The organism is Rhodococcus sp. NPDC057135 (assembly GCF_042670865.1).
In the GTDB taxonomy this organism is placed as follows: Bacteria; Actinomycetota; Actinomycetes; order Mycobacteriales; family Mycobacteriaceae; genus Rhodococcus_F.
In genome coordinates this window covers 290,648-310,534 of the sequence record NZ_JBHUUU010000001.1, presented here as the reverse complement: position 1 = coordinate 310,534, position 19,887 = coordinate 290,648, and the positions used below count along the sequence as shown (strand labels likewise).

The following is a 19,887-nucleotide window of genomic DNA, read 5'->3' as shown; positions in this document are numbered from 1 at the left end:
GACCTGTTCGGAAGCCGAGGGTTGGATGCGTCACCAGGGCCGATGCGGCAAGTCAGGACGCTGCGAGACCGATCAGACCCACGGCACTCGGCACACCCGTCGCATCGAAACCGATGGTGATCGGTTCGTCGACCGGAAAGTGCGCGGGAAGTAGAAGGAGTCCCTCCGACGCGCAGCGTTCGAGAAGTGCGCGGCGGGTGACCCTGGCGATGTCGGGGTCAGCGTCACCGCCCTGGCTGAGGTCCGGGTACAGAAACTGAATCGGATGGTGGATCACGTCGCCGGAGATGACGGCGCCACCGTCGGCAGTGCGAATCTCGATCACGATGTGACCCGGCGTGTGACCAGGCGCGCTGCGCACGACGACGCTTGTGCCTTCGGACTCGGCCAGGACATGACCGTCGTCGACTGCCGCCCACTTCGCCCCGTCCAGAACGGGACGGACGCTGTCCTCGAAGGTCTGCGCGAGATCCGACACCACTCCTTCGTGTGGACCGTCGGCGGCGAGCTGTTCGAGCGCGGCCAGTTCGGTGCGGTCGAAAATGTAGGTCGCGCGGGGAAAGGTGGGCCGCCAGGTTTCGGCGTCGAGGTTGGTGTTCCAACCACAGTGATCGGGGTGCAGATGTGTGCTGACCACCAGATCCACGTCGTCCACGGCGACGCCGGTGGCTGCGAATCGTGAGAGGTAGTCGGTACCGAACATGTGATGCGGCAAGAGGTTCGGCCGGTGCTTGCTGTTGCCGTTGCCGGTGTCGACGACGATGGCCTTGCCGCCGATCTCCACCAGGTAGGTGTGGATGGCAAGTACGAGGTCACCGCTGCCCGCGTCGAAGAACTCCGGTGTCAGACGCGCCGACGCTTCCTCGATCTCCGTCTCACCCGCGTGCGGAAAAAGCTCTCGCGGCGGGAACGGCCAGTGCGCCAGTTCGGTCAGTTGGGTGACGCGTGCCGATCCGACGTCGATGGTGAAGCTCATCAGTGTTTGCCTTCCGAACAGCTCGATACTGCCTGTAGGCACACACAAAGGGCACCCACCGAAATGCTCGGTGGGTGCCCGGTCGGTGTCAATGGTTTTCGACGCCGGTGATCAAAGACTCTTCGCGATGATGCCCTTCATCACTTCGTTGGCACCGGCGTAGATCTTCTGGACGCGGGAGTCCTCGTACATGCGCGCGATCGGGTACTCACGCATGTATCCGTACCCGCCGTAAAGCTGCACGCACCGGTCGACGACGGCGCATTGCTGCTCGGTGAGCCAGTACTTGACCATGGCGGCGTCGGCGCCGTCCAGCTCGCCGTTGAGGTGATCCTCGATGCAATTGTCGAGGAACACGCGGCAGGTGCGTGCGATCGTCTGGCACTCGGCCAGCTCGAAGGCGGTGTTCTGGAACTCGAAGAGACTGTGCCCGAACGCTTGACGCGCCTTGGTGTATGCGACGGTCTCCTCGACTGCACGCTCGATGGTGCCGATGGCCTGCGCGCCGATGATGAGGCGTTCCTGCACCAACTGCGCCATCAGTTGACCGAAACCGAGACCCTCGGACTCGCCGAGGAGATTCGAGACCGGAACGCGAACGTCGGTGAAGGACAGCTCGGACGTATCGGCGCCGTGCTGACCGACTTTGTCGAGCACGCGGCCGACGGCAAAGCCTTCGCAGTCACGAAGATCCACGATCAAGAGCGAGACTCCCTTGGCCCCGGCCTTGGGATCGGTCTTGACGGCGAGCACGATCATGTCGGCGCTGCCACCGTTGGTGATGAAGGTCTTCGACCCGTTCACCACGTAGTGGTCACCGTCGCGGATCGCGGAGGTGGTGATGGCCTTGAGGTCGGAACCTGTTCCGGGCTCGGTCATTCCGATGGCGCCGAGGATTTCACCCGTGGCCATGCCGGGCAGCCAGGCCTTCTTCTGCTCTTCGTTGCCGTACTCGAGGACGTAGTGGGCGACGATGCCACTGTGCACCGAGTTGCCGAGTGCGTAGTCACCGCAGTAGCCCTGCGCCTCGAAGACAGCGAGATCGTGCGCGAAAGTTCCACCGCCCCCGCCGTATTCCTCGGGAATCGAGCAGCACAGCAGGCCGAGCTTGCCGGCTTCGAGCCACACGGATCGGTCGACGCGATGCTGAGCGTCCCACTGCTCACGCTTGGCGATCAGTTCACGATCGAAGAAACCACGGGCCAGTTCGGCTACTGCGGTGATCTCGTCGTCGTGCCACGACGGCTTGCGCTTGGTCGCCATGATCAGACCCGCTTCAGCAGGGCAGCGAGTGCCTGACCGCCGCCGATGCACATGGTGACGATGCCGAATTCGAGATCGCGGCGGACCATGTCGCGCGCGGCACGCAGGGTCAGGATGGCTCCTGTGGCGCCGACCGGGTGTCCGAGGGCGATTGCTCCGCCGTACGGGTTGGTCTTCTCCGGATCCAGGCCACTGTCACGGATGACGGCGATGGCCTGCGAAGCGAACGCCTCGTTGACCTCGGCGGTGCCGATGTCGGACGGCTTCAATCCTGTTTGCGCAAAGAGCTTTTCGAGGGCGAGCACGGGAGCGTAGCCCATCAGGCCGGGCTCCATGGCTGCTGTCGTGACGGTTTCGAGCGTGACCAGTCCGGTGAGGCCGCGCTTGGCTGCCTCAGTGCCCGTCGCGAGGACGAGTGCGCCGGCGCCGTCGTTGATGCCCGACGCGTTACCGGCAGTGACGGATCCGCCCTCTTCGAATGCGGGGCGCAACTTGGCGAGGGTCTCGACGGTGGTTCCGGGCTTGGGGTGCTCGTCCTCGGTGACTGTGACAGAGCGTCGGCCACCGGTCTCGACGGGAGTGATTTCCTCGGCGAAGGCTGCCTTCGCTGCGTCGGTAGCGGCGCGGCGCTGCGATTCGACGGCGAACTCGTCCTGCTGCTCGCGGCTGACGCCGTACTTACGGGCGACGGCTTCGGCGGTGCGGCCCATGTGGGCTTTGCTGAACGGGTCGGTGAGCATGGCGACGGTGCCGTCGACGAGGCTGCGATCGCCGAGCTTGTAGCCGGATCGGGCAGCGAAGTCGTAGAACGGCATGCGGGACATGCTCTCGTCGCCGCCGGCGAGGGTGATGGCAGCTGCGCCCCAGCGCATCTGCATCGCCGCAGACCACACGGCCTGCAGGCCGCTGCCACAGAGGCGGTTGACGGTGTAGGCGGGGACGTTCTCGGGCAGCCCGGCGGCGATGCCCACGCGTCGTGCGTTGTAGGCGTCGGGGCCGACCTGGCCGATGCAGCCCATGACGACCTCGTCGATGTCTTCGGGTGCAACGCCGGCGCGGCTCAGCGCGGCCTTGGCTGCTGCGGCGCCCAGCTCGTGCGCGGGGACGTCCTTGAAGACGCCGCCGAAGCTACCGACGGGGGTCCTGGCCCCGTCGACGATGACGATCGGTTCGGGTGTGGTCATGATTGTCCCCATCTGCTGTGCTCACGTCGATTTCTTCGTCCGTGGCCGATACTAGGACATCTAAGTATCTCGCAGATGGGGACATTCGTGTCAGGGTGTGGGAGCGCTCTCGGCCACCGGTACGACCTCGGTCTCGGCGGCTTCGGTGTCTTCGGGGTCTTTGTCGTTCCGATAGCGGTAGAGCCCGATACCCACGAGGATCGCTGCGAGTCCCAGGGACACGAACATCTGACTTCGCGTCGAGTCCAGGGTGAGCATGCCGATGCAGAGCGCGATGATGGCGGCGATCGTGGCGTAGGTCAGGTACGGGAAGAGCCACATCTTCAGCTCCAGCTCCTGGCCCGACGCTTCGAGCTTGCGGCGAGTGCGCAGCTGGGACACCGAGATGACGAGCCAGACGAACAGCGCGATCGCACCGGAGGAGTTGACCAGGAACAGGAAGACCTTGTCCGGGGAGAGGTAGTTCATGCCGACGGTCAGGAAGCCGACGATCGTCGAGACCAGAACTGCGCGCATGGGGACGCCGGTCTTCTCGATACGTGAGAGCGACTTGGGGGCGTCGCCGCGACCGGCGAGGGAGAAGATCATGCGGCTCGCGGTGTAGAGACCGGAGTTGAGGCAGGACAGCACCGACGTGAGGACGACGACGTCCATGATGTTGCCTGCGGCCGGAATGCCGTAGGAGTCCATGACAGCGACGTACGGGCTGAGCGCAACCGATGCGCTGTCCCAGGGAAGCAGCGTGACGACGACCGCGATCGAGCCGATGTAGAAAATGAGGATTCGCCAGACGACGGATTTGACGGCTGCGCGAACAGCTTCGAGCGGGTTGGCCGATTCACCGGCGGCGATGGTGGCGATCTCGGCCCCGAAGAACGAGAACACGACCACAAGGACTGCGGCGAGCATGGCTCCCGTTCCGTTCGGCAGGAAACCGCCGTGACCGGTCAGGTTGGTCATTCCGGGTGCTTCGACGCCCGGCATCCATCCGCAGATCGCCACGACACCCATGCCGAGGAACGCGATGATGGCGACGACCTTGATGGACGCGAACCAGAATTCGAACTCACCGAAGGACTTGACCGAGATGATGTTGGTCAGCGTCAGCACGATCATCAGAATCAATGCCCAGGTCCACTGGGGAACGCCGGGAACCCAGCGATTCATGATGAGGGCACCGGCGGTGGCCTCGATGCCGAGCACGATGATCCAGAACCACGCGTAGAGCCAGCCGATCGAGAAGCCCGCCCAGCGGCCGATGGCCTTGTCGGCGTACGACGAGAACGAGCCGGTTTCCGGCGACGCTGCCGACATCTCACCGAGCATGCGCATCACGAGGATGACGACGACGCCGGCAAGTGCGTAAGAGACCAGGACACCCGGTCCCGTCTCCTGGATTGCCACACCGGAGCCGACGAACAGTCCGGCGCCGATGACGCCCGCGATCGCAATCATCGACAGATGCCGCTTCTTCAGCGTGTGCTGAAGTGCCGGCTGGTCTGTACTGGACATCAGTACTCCTTGTGGGCTGTTCGGGAGGTGGATCTTGGTGACGCTCTTCTGGAGCGCATTTTCGATAGCGCCAGTGTCGGACCTTCGGCAAGCTCGCGTCAGGCTCCACTTTGTACAAACGTGACCGCAGGCACTACAAAGTGGCGGGTTCGGGGTGCCAGACTGGACCCATGCCCATCACGCTCCGCCAACTCTGTGCGACCGACCAGTTCGGCCTCCGCGTCCTGGCCGGGCACGACCAGCTCGATCGCACCCTGACCTGGGCACATGTCTCCGAACTTCCCGATCCGACGCCCTTCCTCGACGGCGGCGAACTACTGCTCATCACCGGGGTGTCACTACCGACGACGGCCGCAGAAACGACCCGATTCGTACGGACCCTGGTTGCGGCCGGAATTGCCGGAATCGGTTTCGGAACCGGCCTCGGATACGAGCAGGCGCCGCAGACTCTGGTGGATGCGGCCACCCGTTTCAGTGTGCCCCTTCTCGACGTCCCGTTGCGAACTCCTTTCATCGCGCTGACCAAAGCGGTCTCGAAGGCGCAATCCGACGACGACATGAAAGCGCTGCGCAGCAACTACCAGAGCCTGCGCCGACTTCTTCAAGCTGCGGTGACGGTCAACGGCACCCGGGCGGTCGTACGACGGGTCGCGGAATTGATCGGCGGATGGGCAGCGCTGCTGGACTCGGCCGGTCATACCGTCGAGATCTCACACACCGCCGCGGCCGCAGGAATCGAGCGAACGGCCCCCGAGCGAGATGCTCGCCCGATGGAGGTCAGCTTCGTCACGAGCGAAAATGAAGACGTCATCTCCCATCCCCTCACGACGTCGAGGGGAAAGCTGATGGGATACCTCGTCGCCGGTTGCCCTGGCGCCGTCGGTTCACTGAATCAGGGCATCGTCATCGCCGCCGCCTCTCTGCTCACGTTGATGACGGCTCGAACCCGAGATTCACAGCTGACGATGAACCACCTGCGCACCGTTGCGATGCATCAACTGTTCGAGGGACAGAATGCGCTCGCCCGCAACATCTCCGGTGAACTGTGGGGAGGATTTCCCGTCGAGCCTTTCCAGGTCTTCCACGTAGCGGGTCCCAGCGGTCTGCTCGAGAGCGTGTCCGTCTCACTGCTCGACGGCCTCAGCCGCGATCTGGCATTCGGCATCACCGACGGCGCATTGATCGCCGTAGTCTCAGCCACGGACAGTGGACGAATTCTCGCTCGTGTCAATGAGATCGACGTAACCGTCGGCGTGTCGGACATGTTGTGGTGGGACGATCTTTCGCGCGCCAGACGCCAAGCCGCGCAGGCAGCAGCCGAGGCCGGCGCCCGCAACCTGCCCTCGATGCGGTTCGCCGAACTCTCGGAGAGTGGATTGTCCGCGTTTCTCGATCAGGATCGCTCGACGGCATTCGCGGCGGCACACTTGCGACCGCTTCTGGAAGCGAAGGGCGGTAGCGATCTCTACCGGACATTGGCCATGTGGCTGGCACACAACGGGGTGGGCGACGCCGCAGCAACAGCGCTGAATATTCATCGGCATACGTTGCGCAGCAGACTCGCTCGGATCGAGAGCCTTCTTCAGCTCGATCTCGGCTCCCCCACGGAACGCGCGGAGTTGTGGCTCGAGTACCGGCTGCTCGGCGACGCTCCGACCATCTGACAAGTCAACCGATATCCCCTGAAGCGACCTGAAGGGCCCCCACCGGATTGCGGCGGAGACCCTTCAGAGTCGATACGTGCGAGTCGCTACCGACCGACCTTCCCCTAGCTTCCGCCCGTCGGTATCCACTCGCGGAGCACGTTGGCATCAACTACCTGCGCACCCAAAACCTTTGTCCAGATGATGGTTCCGTTTTCGTAGACGCGGAAAGTGCCTGCTTCGGAGGGCAACTGCATCTCCGGGCCGACAGGAGCACCGAGAGAGCCGGTTTCACCACCGAGCTCCCGATACTTCTTCTCGATCTGCGTCTCCGTAACCGTACCCGATGGATCCTCGGATGGCGAATTGGATTCCGGCACTGTCGATTCCGAATCAGGTGCCACTACCACACCGGCACCGTCACCGATGGTGAACCAGTCCGATTTCAGGCCGAGTTTCTGACGGAACTGCATTCCGGTCGCACCGACCGTTCCGCTTGTGCCGACCACCTCGACTGCCGTCACTCGTCCACCGTCGGTGCCGAATCCGTTGCGCGAAAGAATCTTGAGTGATTGCAGCTCGCCGACACCGAAGGCGTCCGCAATCTGCCCTGCGGTCAGATTCACGGTCCAATCGTGATTGGGAGAAAGGGCGTCGCCAAGATCTTCGACGGCCGGGAACTCACCGCCGGAGCTGTAACCTCCTGTGGACGAGGAGAATTCAGTGGCCACGATCTTGCCGTCACGTGACAGAACGGCGCCGGCGGTGGAGCGAACCGCTTCGGTGGTGCGGGGATCTTCCTTGCCCGCCCCGCCGTACACCTGGCAGTCCTGCGTGTCGCAGGTGTCGGCGTACGAGGACCGATGTTCGGTTGCAGCATACGAGCGCGCTGCCACGGCTTGAGCCCGGAGTGCTTCGGCCCCACCGGAATCGGCCCATTCCGCCTTTGCCTCCACCGGCACTACGCCGAGCAGGTAATCCTCCATGTCGAGAAGATTCACCGTCCGCGCCGAGCCGTTGTCGAGCACTACGCCGAGGGCACCACGATAGGGCGCGTCGTTGTCGCACAGCTTCAGGAACTGGTCGGCGGGTCGATCAGGACCGAGATCCACCGGATCCACCCACGGATGATCGGTGACCGCTTCCCAGACGACCCCGCCACCACATCCACTGGTGACGACCACCTGCGCACCGCCACCGGGCAGTGCAGTGAGGTGGGCGGCCTCGCCGGGCGCGGTGCGCTGGCCGTTGACCACCAGCCCGGCGTCGGAGTAGACGTCGAGCGTCGAGTTGTCCTGGGCCGTGAGCCGCACACTCATCTGCGCGGGCGGAATGGAGTCCAGGACAGTTCCGCCGTAGTAGTGACTGAGGATTCGCTCGCCGGACCACCCGTCATTCTTGGCGTAGCCGTAAGCGCCCCACTGGCCCATTCCGCGGCCATGTCCGTTGCCGTGACCGGAGAGCGTGAATTGTGTATCGGCGGCGACGGCGTGCAAAATCGACGGCTCGTCAGCGCGGATTTGCGTGAAACCTCCGATCGCGACGCCGAGTGCGAGAGCTGGAACGAGTCCGAGGACCGAGACCCGCATCAGTGAGGTTCGCCTCCCGGGTCCGCCCACCAGAAAGCGACCTGCGCGACCGGACACAGGCTTCTTACCTGCAGTTCCGCTTCTTCCGCTTCTCGCCATCAATGCTCTCCTCATCGCTACCGGCCTCACGAGTCCGCGAAGTCGGTACTCCGCGCGCAGGCCAGTCCACAACGATTTAACTAAAGTCTCACCCTAAGGTTGAGCGTTATGGACTTTTGTGACTAGTGTGGCAAGAGTGTTTGGAGTTAGCAACACCAGTCACACGAGTCACACCAGCATCACGAGTTGCAGACGTACGCGTCCGAAAACTGGAGTTCAACCCCAGAACATGGCATCCGACCTGCTCGGATCCGGTTTTGAAGGATTCCGTTCACGGCCGTCATCGGCCTTGAAGTTCGCTCGCAAGTAACTACAACCGAGGAGTAATCCCTTGCCACACCGTCGACCGAAGCCCTCGCTCGTACTCGGGGCTGTAGCCGCAGTGGCTGTCGCAAGTCCTTTTGCGGTCTACGGCTTCACGAGCACTACGTCCGATGTACGTTCCGCGAACGAAACGACGTCAGTAGCAGTGCCGACCCAGATCGCAGAGGTGCTCCTCGCGTCGGTGCCCGACATCATCATTCCGGTCAAGGAGCTGACCGGTCTCGATCTCCCGGACATCAACCTCGGTGATCTGAGAAACCTCAAGCTCCCCACCGAAATCCCGCTACCTCCCGGGATCACGCTGCCGACCGAGCTGTTCCCGGCACCCGCTGCTCCCGGCGGCCCGACCGAGACCGCTCCGGTTCCTTCCCTGGAAGAGCCAGGCGCAGTGGTCAAGGAAGTCACCCGCGACACTCCGTTCAGCATGGTCGCGTTGACCTCGGACACGATCGCCTCGGCGCAGTCCAAGGTCCGCGCCCTCGCCGAAGACGGCACCTGGGGCCCGTGGTTCACCCCTGACGCCATCGACTCCGCCAGCTCGGATCAGGCCACCAACTCCGGTACCGCCACCGAACCGGTCTTCGTCGGCGCCACCAAGTCCATCCAGATCCTCACCCCGCAGGGTGCCGCTGCCCCCGCAGCCGAGGCTGTGCCGGCTCCGGCTCCGGCTCCGGAAGCAGCACCCGTGCCGGAAGCCGCACCCGTGCCGGAAGCCGCACCGGCTCCGGAAGCCGCACCCGCTGAGGCGCCTGCGCCTGCTGAAGCACCCGCAGCCACCGGCGAACTCGGGTACACCCCAGCTTCGGTGTCCAAGCCGCTTCGCCAGGTGACGACGGCAGCAGATGCCGTCACCGCCGTGTTGATCGACCCGGGTGCCAGCGAGGCAGACAGCAATCTGCAGGCAGTCGCAGCGCCGCTCGGCGGCAGCGGACCGTCCGTCATCACCCGCGCACAGTGGGGAGCAGACGAGTCACTTCGATGCGACTCCCCCACGTACGACGACTTCACCGGTGGAGCAACTGTCCACCACACCGCGGGCAGCAACAACTACACCAAGGAAGAATCGGCCGGCATCGTCCGCTCGATCTACGCCTACCACGCACGGACTCTCGGCTGGTGCGACGTCGGATACAACGTCCTCGTCGACAAATACGGTCAGACCTTCGAAGGCCGCGCAGGCGGACTCGACAAGGCAGTGCAGGGCGCGCACGCCGGCGGATTCAACGAGAACACCACCGGTATCGCGATGATGGGTGACTACTCCACCGTCGAGCCTTCGCAGGCGACGCTCAACGCCGTCGGCAAGTTCCTCGGTTGGAAGCTCGGCCTGGCCGGCCTCGACCCGAAGGGCCGAACGACTATGTACTCCGAGGGCACTGAGTTCACTCCGTACCCGCAGGGCGCAGCAGTGGATCTGCCGATCATCTTCGCCCACCGCGACGTCGGAAACACGGCTTGCCCTGGTGATGCCGCGTACGCACACATGAACGACATCCGGAACATCGCGGCCGCGAACATCGGGGGATCGTTGAACCCGTCGAACCCCTCCAATCCGTCGACGCCTGCGCCCAAGCCGACCACTCCGGTCGACACGGTCACCGGTGGCACCGGATCGTCGATCCCGGATCTGGTCACCCAGATTCTGAAGATCACCGACAATTCACCGCTCGCACAGAAGTGGATCGCCGAGGGTGGTGACCTCGGACGCCTCGGCCAGGCGCTGTCCGGAATCCTGCAGGCGAAACTCGGCAACCAGGGTGCGTTGTTCCAGAACGGCGCTGTCTACACCTCACCCAACGGCGGAGTGTTCACCGTGCTCGGCGAGATCTTCAAGTCGTGGCAGAGCTTCGGTTCCGACGCGGGTGAACTCGGATTGCCGATCTCGGACGAGTACTCGATCCCGGACGGCCTGCGCAGCGACTTCGAGAACGGTTCGCTGATCTTCAACCAGATCACCGGCATGGTCACCAAGGTCCTCAAGACCTACAACGAAACCTTTGCCCAGGAAATGGCCAACAGCGCGCCTGTCGGCTGACAGTCGAGCAGTACACGCCCTCGGGCGCTGGTGGGTTCTACGACCACCAGCGCTCGAGGACTTTTGCGACCCCGTTCTCCGAATTGGTGTCCGTGACCTCGTCAGCTGCGGCTTTGGCTTCGGGGTGAGCGTTCCCCATGGCCACGCCGAGGCGTGCCATCCCCAGCATCGGGATGTCGTTGGGCATGTCCCCGAAGGCAACCAGACCCGACAGGTCGAAACCGAACCGCTCCGCGGCGGCAACCAGTCCCGATGCCTTCGTGATGCCCGGCGCCGAAAGTTCGATCAGTCCGTTCTCGGTGGAGTACGTCATGTCGGCGAGCGCACCGACGTGTGGGGCGAGCGTGTCGTACATCGCCGTGCTGGTCATGCCCGGACGACGAATCAGGAGTTTGACGGCAGGCGCCGCGAGCACTTCGTCCTCGGACATCTCGGTGTTGTCCGGATTGAGCCAGGCGTGTTCGTAATCCGGTGAGCTGACGAACTGCGGGGTGGCGGCGTCATGGGCGCTCTCCCCCACCCGTTCCGCGGCCAAACCCGACCCGGGGAGTGCAACCAGAGCCAGTTCGGAGAGTTCGGTGAGTGCGTCCACCGACAAGGTCGCGGCACTGAGGACGCGGTCGGCGTAGCTGTCGTAGACAACGGCTCCGTTGGCGCAGACCGCGAGTGGCGCGTATCCCAAGCCTTCGACGACCGGCGAAATCCAACGCGGAGGACGCCCGGTTGCCAGTAGGAACGGCGTGCCGGATTCGACGACGGCATGCACGGCGGCGCGGGTGCGGGCGCTGACCAACTCGTCGTGATCGATGAGGGTGCCGTCGACATCGGAGGCGACCAAGGTCGGGCGGTCAGGGCTGATACGACGGTCTGGGCTCACACCGCCATTGTGCCCGTCCGGTACGACGGTCTCGCTCAGCGCGCCCGCTTCGCGCGTCCGCACCACACCGGACATCCCGAAACTTCGCGAGATTCGCACAAATCGCATTTCAGTCCGACCGGTCTGGTATCTATTGCGGGAGAACACGACTTTCACAAAGGGAGAAACACCCATGTCCGTGCCGCCCGATCTGCCCCCGCCGCCGTATGGGAACTCCCAGCCTTACGGGAACTCCCAGCCTCCGTATGGGAACTCGCAGCCTTACGGAAACTCGCAGCCTCAATTCCAGGTGCCTCCGCCGCAACCGCAACCTGAGAAGAAGTCGAAGAAGTGGCCGTGGATTGCCGGTGGAGTCGTCGTGTTGCTTGTCGTCGCAGGCCTCCTCGGTGGACGGGACAAGGACGACTCGAAGTCCGCCGCTGCACCGACCACCACCGCTGCACCGACTACCACTGCTTCTACGACGCCTGCAGCTGTCGCACCGATCGTCAGTGCGCCGCCCGCTGCTTCCGCCCCGTCGTCCAGCAAGGTGGCGGCGCCCACGACGACCACCTATCAGGCGCCTGCACCTGTGGTCACTCCGACAGTTGCGCCTGCCCCGGCCAGGCCGCAGGTCAGTTCCGGTCAGCGGAACGCCGTCCGATCTGCCCAGCAGTACATAGACATGACTGCCTTCTCCCGCAGCGGACTGATCGAACAGCTCGAGTACGAAGGGTTCTCCACCGAAGATGCAACGTACGCGGTGGACAATTTGAACGCGGACTGGAACAAGCAGGCTGCACTGAGCGCCGAGCAGTACCTCGAGATGACGTCGTTCTCCAGGTCCGGACTGATCGAGCAGCTCGAATACGAAGGCTTCACGAGTGCGCAGGCCGAGTACGGAGCTGACGCCGTGTACTGACGCATCAGCGCACCGCGCCCTTCTCTCAGCGCGCCCGCTTCGCTCGTTCCTGTGCGTCCATTGCGGCGGCTTCCTCCGGTGTGGGTGCGCCACCGCCGAGTCGCCGCGGCACCCAGTACGCCCCGGGCTCGTGCACGAACCCGTCCTGCACGTGGCGCAGGATTGCATCCATCTCGATGCGCAGGATCTCGCTCAATGCTTCGGCGGGCTCGACCGGATCGATCGGTGCGCCCACTTCCACCGAGATCGGGAAGCGATTGCGGCCCAGATTCTTCGGTCCGCCCTTGGTGACGATCCGCTGGGCGCCCCAGACGATCAGCGGAATGATCGGAACACCGGCGTCGATGGCCATCCGAGCTGCTCCGGATTTCATTTCCTTGATCTCGAAGCTCCGGCTGATCGTCGCCTCCGGGTAGACGCCCACCAACTCGCCCCGCTTCAGGGCGTCGACTCCGGCTCGATACGCCTGCGCTCCGGCAGAGCGATCGACTTCGATGACGCCGCATCCACGCATGAGGAAGCCGAGTACCTTGTTGTCCGCCAACTCGGCCTTTGCCATCACCCTGAGCTTGCGTTGTGCGGTGCCGACCGCCAGAGCGGCCGGGATGAAATCGAGGTAACTCGTGTGGTTGATCGCGATGACGGCGCCACCGGACACCGGGACGTTCTCAGTCCCGGTGCGGGTGACCTTCACACCCTGGAAACCGCTCAGACCACGCGCGACTACCTCGACGGCGGTGTAAACGGGTTCGAAGGACATCGCTCAGCCTTCGGACTTCCGCGCCTCGCGTGCTTTGGCTTTCGCCGCGGCTTCGTCGGCGTCCATCTTGTCCGCCTGCTCGAGCGTCGGCGCGCTGCCACCGAGGCGGGCTGGCACCCAGTACTCGCCTGCCGGATGGTCGTAGTTCTTCTGCAGATCGAGCAGCAACTCCTGCATTGTCGAGTGCAGCTTCGCCGTCAGCTCACTCGCCGGCTCGAAGGGCGCGATCGGCTCGCCGACGGCGATCGAGATCGGAGTGTTGGTGCGGCCCAAACGCTTCGGATAACCCTTCGTCCAGACGCGCTGAGCGCCCCAGATGACGACGGGAACGATCGGGACGCCGGCCTCGATCGCCATCCGGGCGGCGCCGGACTTGAATTCCTTGATCTCGAAGCTCCGACTGATCGTGGCTTCGGGGTAAACGCCCACCAATTCGCCACGCTTGAGGAAATCGACGGCTGCCTTGTAGGAGTCTGCGCCGGCCCCGCGATCGACCGGGATGTGCTTGAGGGCCCGCATGATCGGTCCGGAGATCTTGTTGTCGAAGACTTCCTTCTTGGCCATGAACCGGATGTAGCGCTTCGGGGTCCGCGCCGGCAGTCCCGCATACGTGAAGTCCATGTACCCGGTGTGGTTGATCGCGATCACGGCGCCACCGGACGCCGGGATGTTCTGCTCTCCCTTGACGGAGAACTTCAGGCCCTCGAAAGCGAAGACGGTACGGGCGATGCCGATGACTGTTCTGTAAACGGGATCCACAGTTCGCTAGCGTAGACGGGAATCCGTGATCTGACCCGCAGCAGTTCTGGGGTGGATGTTGGTCAGAATGTCGCAAAAGGGGCGTACGAACGAATGAAGTCGGCAGGACGAGCGGCAGTGGGGGCAGTCGCACTCGCCATGACGTTGGCGATAACCGCATGTGAGGACGACGGACGGACGGGAATCCTGACGGACGAACCGTCTCCGCCCACGACTGAAACCACGACGACAACCACTCTCGCACCCACGACGACTATCGCGCCCGCCGCGCCGGTCGCGCCACCTCCGGTTGGCGACGTGCCCGGCAATCCGGCCGCTGCGCCGGCCTTGGCGGCCTGGGCGACGGACCTGGTGTCCCTGGACGTGGACGCGCTCACGAACGCGTGCTGGACGATGCCGCCCACCACGGTCGCCGACCGATATTCGGATGTGCCCGCCATCCTGACGGCCATCTCAGAACCAGGTATCGACGGCCAGTACGCGGTCACGTGGAGTGGCGGCGGACTGTCCGTCGCCGCCAAGCGCTCGGAGATCGCCTCCGGATATGCGTGCCCGTTCGTCTTCCCTGCGGGGCAATCAAACTTCTACACCCCGGCCGACGCATCCCATGCCGTCGTCAGATTTCTCTCGCGCGCAACGGGACGGCCGGTCAACACCCGCGACGTCGAGACGTTCTATCCGCTGATCTGCCCCGGCAACAGCCCGTGGGATCCGGACGGCACCGGAGCCACCGGCCAGCCGCCTCTCAAGCTCGACCCGAATCAGCTGGCCGGCATCAAGTCGTTTGATGCCGAAGCTGCAACAGTCACTCCGGTTCGCGGCGACTACGTCCGTGTCACCCTGCCCGTCAGCGACGGAACCGGTAACTCACGCTCGATGCAGTTCACCCTGTCGATCGGCCCCGAGGGATATTGCCTCGGGGCCGCGACCTGAGCTGCTTCGGTCAGGAACCGAAGGGAAGGAAATCGCTCGAACCAGCACTGCCTGAACCGAGACTGCCTGAGCCACCGCCGGTTGCAGCCTTGATCTGAATTGCGTGGGCCGTCGAGGTCGAGCCCGTGAATCCGGCTGCGCCGCTGTAAATTGCCGTGATCGAGTGCGTGCCAGTTGTCGTGAAGGTGTAGTTGAGCGCCGCGATCCCGTTGACCACCGCAACAGCGTCACCGATCGGGGTGTCCCCATCCATGAACTGCACGGTTCCACCGTTCTGCACCGAACTGACAGTCGCCGACAGCGTCACCGACTTGTTCACGACGGCATCGGCAGGCACCGTCACCGCAGTCTCCGTGGTGACATCCGAAGGTGCAGGATCCGTCACATTCACCGTTCGAGCCTGCGCCGAAGACCCGACTACACCGGCTCCGCCCGAGTACACCGCCGTGATGCTGTGTGCACCCGCAGAATCAAACGTATGCGACAGACCAGCAACTCCGGCCGTCACCGCTGAAGGGCCGCCGATTGCAACGCCGCCGTCGTAGAACTGCACGGTACCGACACCGACAGCGTCATCCGACGACGTCCGGACGGTTGCCCACAAGTCGTTCGCCACACCAGTTTTGGCGTCGGTGGGGACATTCAGTTCAACTACGGATTCCTGGTCGGCAACGCTGACCTGAACAGACTTCGCAATCGCAACCGAGTTCTTGAATCCGGCGCCGGCGGTGAAGTCAGCGGTAACACTCTGAGCGCCAGCAGCATCGAACGAATGATTCAGAGTCGCAACACCGCCAGTCACTGTCACCGGTGAACCGATCGCCGCACCGTTCGACTTGAACTGCACGGAACCGACAGCATTGTTCGGAGCAACCGTCGCCGTCAGATCAACCGCCGTACCCGTGATCGCCGTAGCCGGAACCGACAGTGACGTCGTGGTCTCGACATCCACCGGAGCCGGATCCGAGACCGTCACCGTCTGAGCCGACGCCGACGAACTGACAAACCCTGCACCGGCGGTGAAGTCAGCGGTAACGCTCTGCGCACCAGCAACATCGAACGAATGGCTCAATGTCGCAACACCCGAGGAGACTGCAACCGGGGAACCGATCGCAACACCGTTGGACTTGAACTGCACCGAACCCACAGCATTCGAGGGAGCAACCGTCGCAGTCAGATCAACCGCCGCACCCGTAACCGCAGTAGCCGGAACCGACAACGAAGTCGTCGTCTCCACATCAACCGGAGCCGGATCCGACACCGTCACCGTCTGAGCCGACGCCGACGAACTCACAAACCCAGCGCCAGCAGCGAAATCAGCCGTAACACTCTGAGCGCCAGCAGCATCGAACGAATGGCTCAATGTCGCAATACCCGAAGCAACTGCAACCGGAGAACCGATCGCCGTGCCGTTGGACTTGAACTGCACCGAACCCACAGCAGTGTTCGGAGCAACCGTCGCGGTCAGATCAACAGCCGTACCCGTGATTGCCGTAGCCGGAACCGACAGTGACGTCGTGGTCTCCACATCGACCGGAGCCGGATCCGAGACCGCCACCGTCTGAGCCGACGCCGAAGAACTCACAAACCCAGCACCAGCAGTGAAATCAGCCGTAACACTCTGCGCGCCAGCAACATCAAACGCATGCGACAGCGTCGCAACACCGCCAGTCACTGTCACCGGGGAACCGATCGCAGTGCCATTCGACTTGAACTGCACCGAACCCACAGCGTTGTTCGGAGCAACCGTCGCCGTCAGATCAACCGCAGTGCCCGTAATTGCCGTAGCCGGAACCGACAACGACGTCGTCGTGCTCTGCGCTGAGCTCGAGATCTCGATGGCCTGAGCTTGAGCGGTCGAACCACCGAAACCTGCAGTGCCTGAATAGACCGCAGTGATCGAGTGTGATCCCGTCGTGGTGAACGTGTGATCCAGGGTCGCCGCTCCGGCAGTCACCGCGATGGGTCCGCCGATGTCGATGCCACCGTCCTTGAACTGAACCGTTCCACCGTTAGCTGCCGGTGAGATGTTTGCGGTCAGCGCGACCGAGGTCTGCTCGACGGCACTACTCGGGACTGTCAACGACGCAGTCGTCTGTACATCGGCAGCGGCCACGCTCACTGTGCGTGCCGGTGACGTGGATGTCAGAAACTCGAGAACACCGTCGTATACAGCGGTGATGGAGTGATCTCCCGCTGCGGTGAATGTATGTGGCAGTGTGGCAACGCCATTGACGACGGCCACCGGGGCGCCGATGTCAGCTCCGCCATCCTTGAACTGAACGGTGCCGCCTGTCGGTGCCGGGGAGACCTGCGCAACCAGATCGGCCGATTGACCGATCGTTGCCGACGCGCCGGACGTCACTGCGGTCGTGGTCCCCGCCTGCGAGACGACGTTGACGGTGGCCAACGCCTGACCGCCCGCATTCAATCCCGCGCTGCGTGAGTCATGCGGAGAGCAGTTGTACCTCTCCCAGTATGCGACGGTGAAGACGTCCTTCTCGCGCTGCAAGAAGGTGAAGGCATTTTTCGGAGAATCAAAGGAGCCCGAATTGCCATCCGTAACCCGCAACTTCGGCTGCACCGTGCTACCCGCACCACCCGCAACCACCGTCACATCGATCGCCGGCAACCGGAAAGTCTTTCCGGCCTCCGCGCCGATGCCACCATCATCATTCTTACTTGTACTCGGACCGTTTCCACCACCGCCGTTGGAATCAGCGGTCTGGTTGTTCCCAGCAATACGCAAGTGTGTGCCCGCAGCATCCGGCGAACCGCCGTCGTTGATACGAATCACTGAGGGCGCCGCACCTGACAAATTCGACGACGTACCCGCCACTACCTGAGCATCGACCAAAGAGACCCCCGCAGGAATGTCGAAGTCGTACTTCATCCGTGTCCACCTGATCGCCGAACGCCCCGCATGACCACTCGTAGGAACAGTCATGGCACCTGGCTGGACTCGGTAGGTGAACGTCGACCCCGCCGCGACCTTCTCCGGAGCCGAGATCGTCACGCCCGTGGAGTGGAATTCGTCGGAGATGCTGCCCAAGCCAGGATGCTCGTAACCGTCACAACCCAGCTTGAACCCGATCGAGTTCTCCACTGCAGGAGACGACGTCGGAGCAGCCGAAGCAACACCGCCGGCCACCAGCACGCCACCGACCAACGCCGCCACCACAACCGCGGAACTTCTTCTCACCAACACGAACTCTCCTCAGCTAGCAACAGACGTGGATCGGGAACCGCACGGAAGGAGGTCACTCGAACAGAGCGGAAATCGGAATGGAGCTGGACGCTCGTACAGTACCCGTCAAAAGTAGTACTTGTATCAGTTATTTCAGACAAATATTCACGAATTGCCGATAGTTCAGCTAACGACCAATCGGCGATTCCCGAAGAGCAATGCCCCCTTGCACCTATGGGCGCAAGGGGGCATCACATCATCGGAGAATCATGAACCGAACGGCAGCGACAGCGAACCGAGCGAACCGGAGCCACCACCCCCGTTACCGACGTTCACAACCGATGCAGTCGACGTGGAACCCGTAACTCCCTGGGCTCCGCTGTAAACCGCGGTGATCGAATGATTGCCGGTCGTGGTGAAGGTGTGGCTCAACACAGCCTGCCCACCTACAACATCAACAGCCGTCCCGATCGGAGTCGTTCCGTCGAAGAACTGAACTGTTCCCGACGTCGCGCCGGAAGAACTGACCACAGCCTTCAGTTGCACCGCCGTGCCGACCTTTGCCGAGGACGGAGCCGTCAACGACGTAGAGCTTTCGACATCCGACGGGGTCGGAACGGTGACATTGACGTCGACGGATTCCGCTGTGGAGGCAGTGAACACACCGGATCCACTGAATGTGGCCGAGACTGCAAAGGTGCCTTCTGCTCCGAATACGTGCGGCAGCTTGGCAACTCCGTCCACAACCGCGACCGGGGCGCCCTGATCGACTCCACCGATCTTGAACTGGACAGTTCCGCCGGACGGCACCAGGGCGTCCGAGGGATCTTCGGACACTGTCGCGAAGAGATCAACAGGCAGTCCGACCTTGGCTTCACCCTGAACACTCAGCACCGTCTTTGTCGCCTTGTCGACCGGAGCCGGATCGGACACAGTCACCGTCTGAGCCGACCCCGACGAGCTGACAAAGCCAGCACCTGCGGTGAAGTCAGCGGTAACACTTTGTGCACCAGCAGCATCGAACGCGTGCGACAGAGTCGCAACACCGGACGTGACTGTCACCGGAGAACCGATCGCAACACCGTTCGACTTGAACTGCACCGTACCCACAGCGTTCGAGGGAGCAACCGTCGCAGTCAGATCAACCGCAGTGCCCGTAATTGCCGTAGCCGGAACCGACAACGACGTCGTGGTCTCCACATCGACCGGAGCCGGATCAGAGACCGTCACCGTCTGAGCCGACGCCGAGGAACTGACGAAGCCAGCACCTGCAGTGAAGTCAGCGGTAACACTCTGAGCGCCAGCAACATCGAATGCATGCGACAGCGTCGCAACACCCGAGGAGACTGTCACCGGGGAACCGATCGCCGTGCCGTTCGACTTGAACTGCACGGAACCGACAGCAGTGTTCGGAGCAACAGTCGCAGTCAGATCAACCGCCGCACCCGTAATTGCCGAAGCCGGAACCGACAACGACGTCGTGGTCTCGACATCTACCGGAGCCGGATCCGACACGGTCACCGTCTGAGCGGACGCCGACGAACTCACAAACCCAGCACCGGCGGTGAAATCAGCCGTAACACTCTGAGCACCAGCAACATCAAACGAATGGCTCAACGTCGCAACACCCGAAGCAACCGTCACCGGGGAACCGATCGCCGTGCCGTTCGACTTGAACTGCACCGTGCCCACAGCATTGTTCGGAGCAACCGTCGCAGTCAGATCAACCGCCGCACCCGTAATTGCCGAAGCCGGAACCGACAACGACGTCGTGGTCTCCACATCGACCGGAGCCGGATCAGAGACCGTCACCGTCTGAGCCGACGCCGACGAACTCACAAACCC

The 19,887-nt window shown here is 63.3% G+C and carries 14 protein-coding genes; 4 read left to right on the top strand and 10 right to left on the bottom strand.

The features are described from left to right. Positions 1-52: 52 nt before the first annotated feature. From ACFT1A_RS01415 to ACFT1A_RS01400, 4 genes are all read right to left on the bottom strand, one after another. Entirely contained in the window at positions 53-976 is a 924-nt protein-coding gene (locus ACFT1A_RS01415; RefSeq protein ID WP_378445542.1) for an MBL fold metallo-hydrolase, read from the bottom strand. A gap of 111 nt (positions 977-1,087) precedes the next feature. Next, positions 1,088-2,239 carry an acyl-CoA dehydrogenase family protein gene (locus tag ACFT1A_RS01410; RefSeq protein WP_283306458.1) on the bottom strand — a complete coding sequence of 384 codons (1,152 nt, stop codon included), beginning with the start codon at positions 2,237-2,239 and terminating at the stop codon, positions 1,088-1,090. Between the two features lie 2 nt (positions 2,240-2,241). After that, entirely contained in the window at positions 2,242-3,423 is a 1,182-nt protein-coding gene (locus tag ACFT1A_RS01405; protein WP_007731825.1) for a thiolase family protein, read from the bottom strand. 90 nt (positions 3,424-3,513) lie between these two features. Continuing rightward, positions 3,514-4,935, bottom strand: coding sequence for an amino acid permease (locus tag ACFT1A_RS01400; protein WP_378445541.1), 1,422 nt, complete (start codon positions 4,933-4,935; stop codon positions 3,514-3,516). Between the two features lie 170 nt (positions 4,936-5,105). Between ACFT1A_RS01400 and ACFT1A_RS01395 the strand changes: the two genes are divergently transcribed. Then, the gene (locus ACFT1A_RS01395; RefSeq protein ID WP_378445540.1) at positions 5,106-6,599 is read left to right on the top strand and encodes a PucR family transcriptional regulator; all 1,494 of its coding nucleotides are present in this window, start codon (positions 5,106-5,108) and stop codon (positions 6,597-6,599) included. 104 nt (positions 6,600-6,703) lie between these two features. On the opposite strand, the gene ACFT1A_RS01390 is transcribed toward ACFT1A_RS01395, so the two are convergent. Further along, complete coding sequence (locus ACFT1A_RS01390; protein WP_378445539.1) at positions 6,704-8,266, bottom strand: SpoIID/LytB domain-containing protein; 1,563 nt, start codon at positions 8,264-8,266, stop codon at positions 6,704-6,706. A gap of 331 nt (positions 8,267-8,597) precedes the next feature. On the opposite strand from ACFT1A_RS01390, the gene ACFT1A_RS01385 reads away from it, so the two are divergent. Further along, positions 8,598-10,625: an N-acetylmuramoyl-L-alanine amidase gene (locus ACFT1A_RS01385; RefSeq protein WP_378445538.1), complete on the top strand. Its 2,028-nt coding sequence runs from the start codon at positions 8,598-8,600 to the stop codon at positions 10,623-10,625. A 37-nt stretch (positions 10,626-10,662) separates the two neighbouring features. Here the strand turns inward: ACFT1A_RS01385 and ACFT1A_RS01380 are convergent, their stop codons facing one another. Next, positions 10,663-11,484 carry an HAD family hydrolase gene (locus ACFT1A_RS01380; protein WP_378445767.1) on the bottom strand — a complete coding sequence of 274 codons (822 nt, stop codon included), beginning with the start codon at positions 11,482-11,484 and terminating at the stop codon, positions 10,663-10,665. A gap of 190 nt (positions 11,485-11,674) precedes the next feature. Here ACFT1A_RS01380 and ACFT1A_RS01375 point away from each other — a divergent pair, with 190 nt between their 5' ends. Then, the gene (locus ACFT1A_RS01375; RefSeq protein WP_378445537.1) at positions 11,675-12,403 is read left to right on the top strand and encodes an Ltp family lipoprotein; all 729 of its coding nucleotides are present in this window, start codon (positions 11,675-11,677) and stop codon (positions 12,401-12,403) included. A gap of 25 nt (positions 12,404-12,428) precedes the next feature. Here the strand turns inward: ACFT1A_RS01375 and ACFT1A_RS01370 are convergent, their stop codons facing one another. Beyond that, positions 12,429-13,163 carry a lysophospholipid acyltransferase family protein gene (locus tag ACFT1A_RS01370; protein ID WP_378445536.1) on the bottom strand — a complete coding sequence of 245 codons (735 nt, stop codon included), beginning with the start codon at positions 13,161-13,163 and terminating at the stop codon, positions 12,429-12,431. 3 nt (positions 13,164-13,166) lie between these two features. After that, complete coding sequence (locus tag ACFT1A_RS01365) at positions 13,167-13,922, bottom strand: 1-acyl-sn-glycerol-3-phosphate acyltransferase (RefSeq protein WP_230817678.1); 756 nt, start codon at positions 13,920-13,922, stop codon at positions 13,167-13,169. A gap of 93 nt (positions 13,923-14,015) precedes the next feature. Between ACFT1A_RS01365 and ACFT1A_RS01360 the strand changes: the two genes are divergently transcribed. Then, positions 14,016-14,855, top strand: coding sequence for a hypothetical protein (locus tag ACFT1A_RS01360; protein ID WP_378445535.1), 840 nt, complete (start codon positions 14,016-14,018; stop codon positions 14,853-14,855). Positions 14,856-14,865: 10 nt separating this feature from the next. Here the strand turns inward: ACFT1A_RS01360 and ACFT1A_RS01355 are convergent, their stop codons facing one another. Together ACFT1A_RS01355 and ACFT1A_RS01350 are read right to left on the bottom strand one after the other, a co-directional pair. Further along, a complete protein-coding gene (locus tag ACFT1A_RS01355) occupies positions 14,866-18,057 on the bottom strand; it encodes a beta strand repeat-containing protein (protein ID WP_378445534.1) in 3,192 nt (1,063 codons plus the stop codon). A 252-nt stretch (positions 18,058-18,309) separates the two neighbouring features. Continuing rightward, the coding region (locus ACFT1A_RS01350) for an Ig-like domain repeat protein (RefSeq protein WP_378445533.1) at positions 18,310-19,887 on the bottom strand (1,578 nt) is incomplete at its 5' end.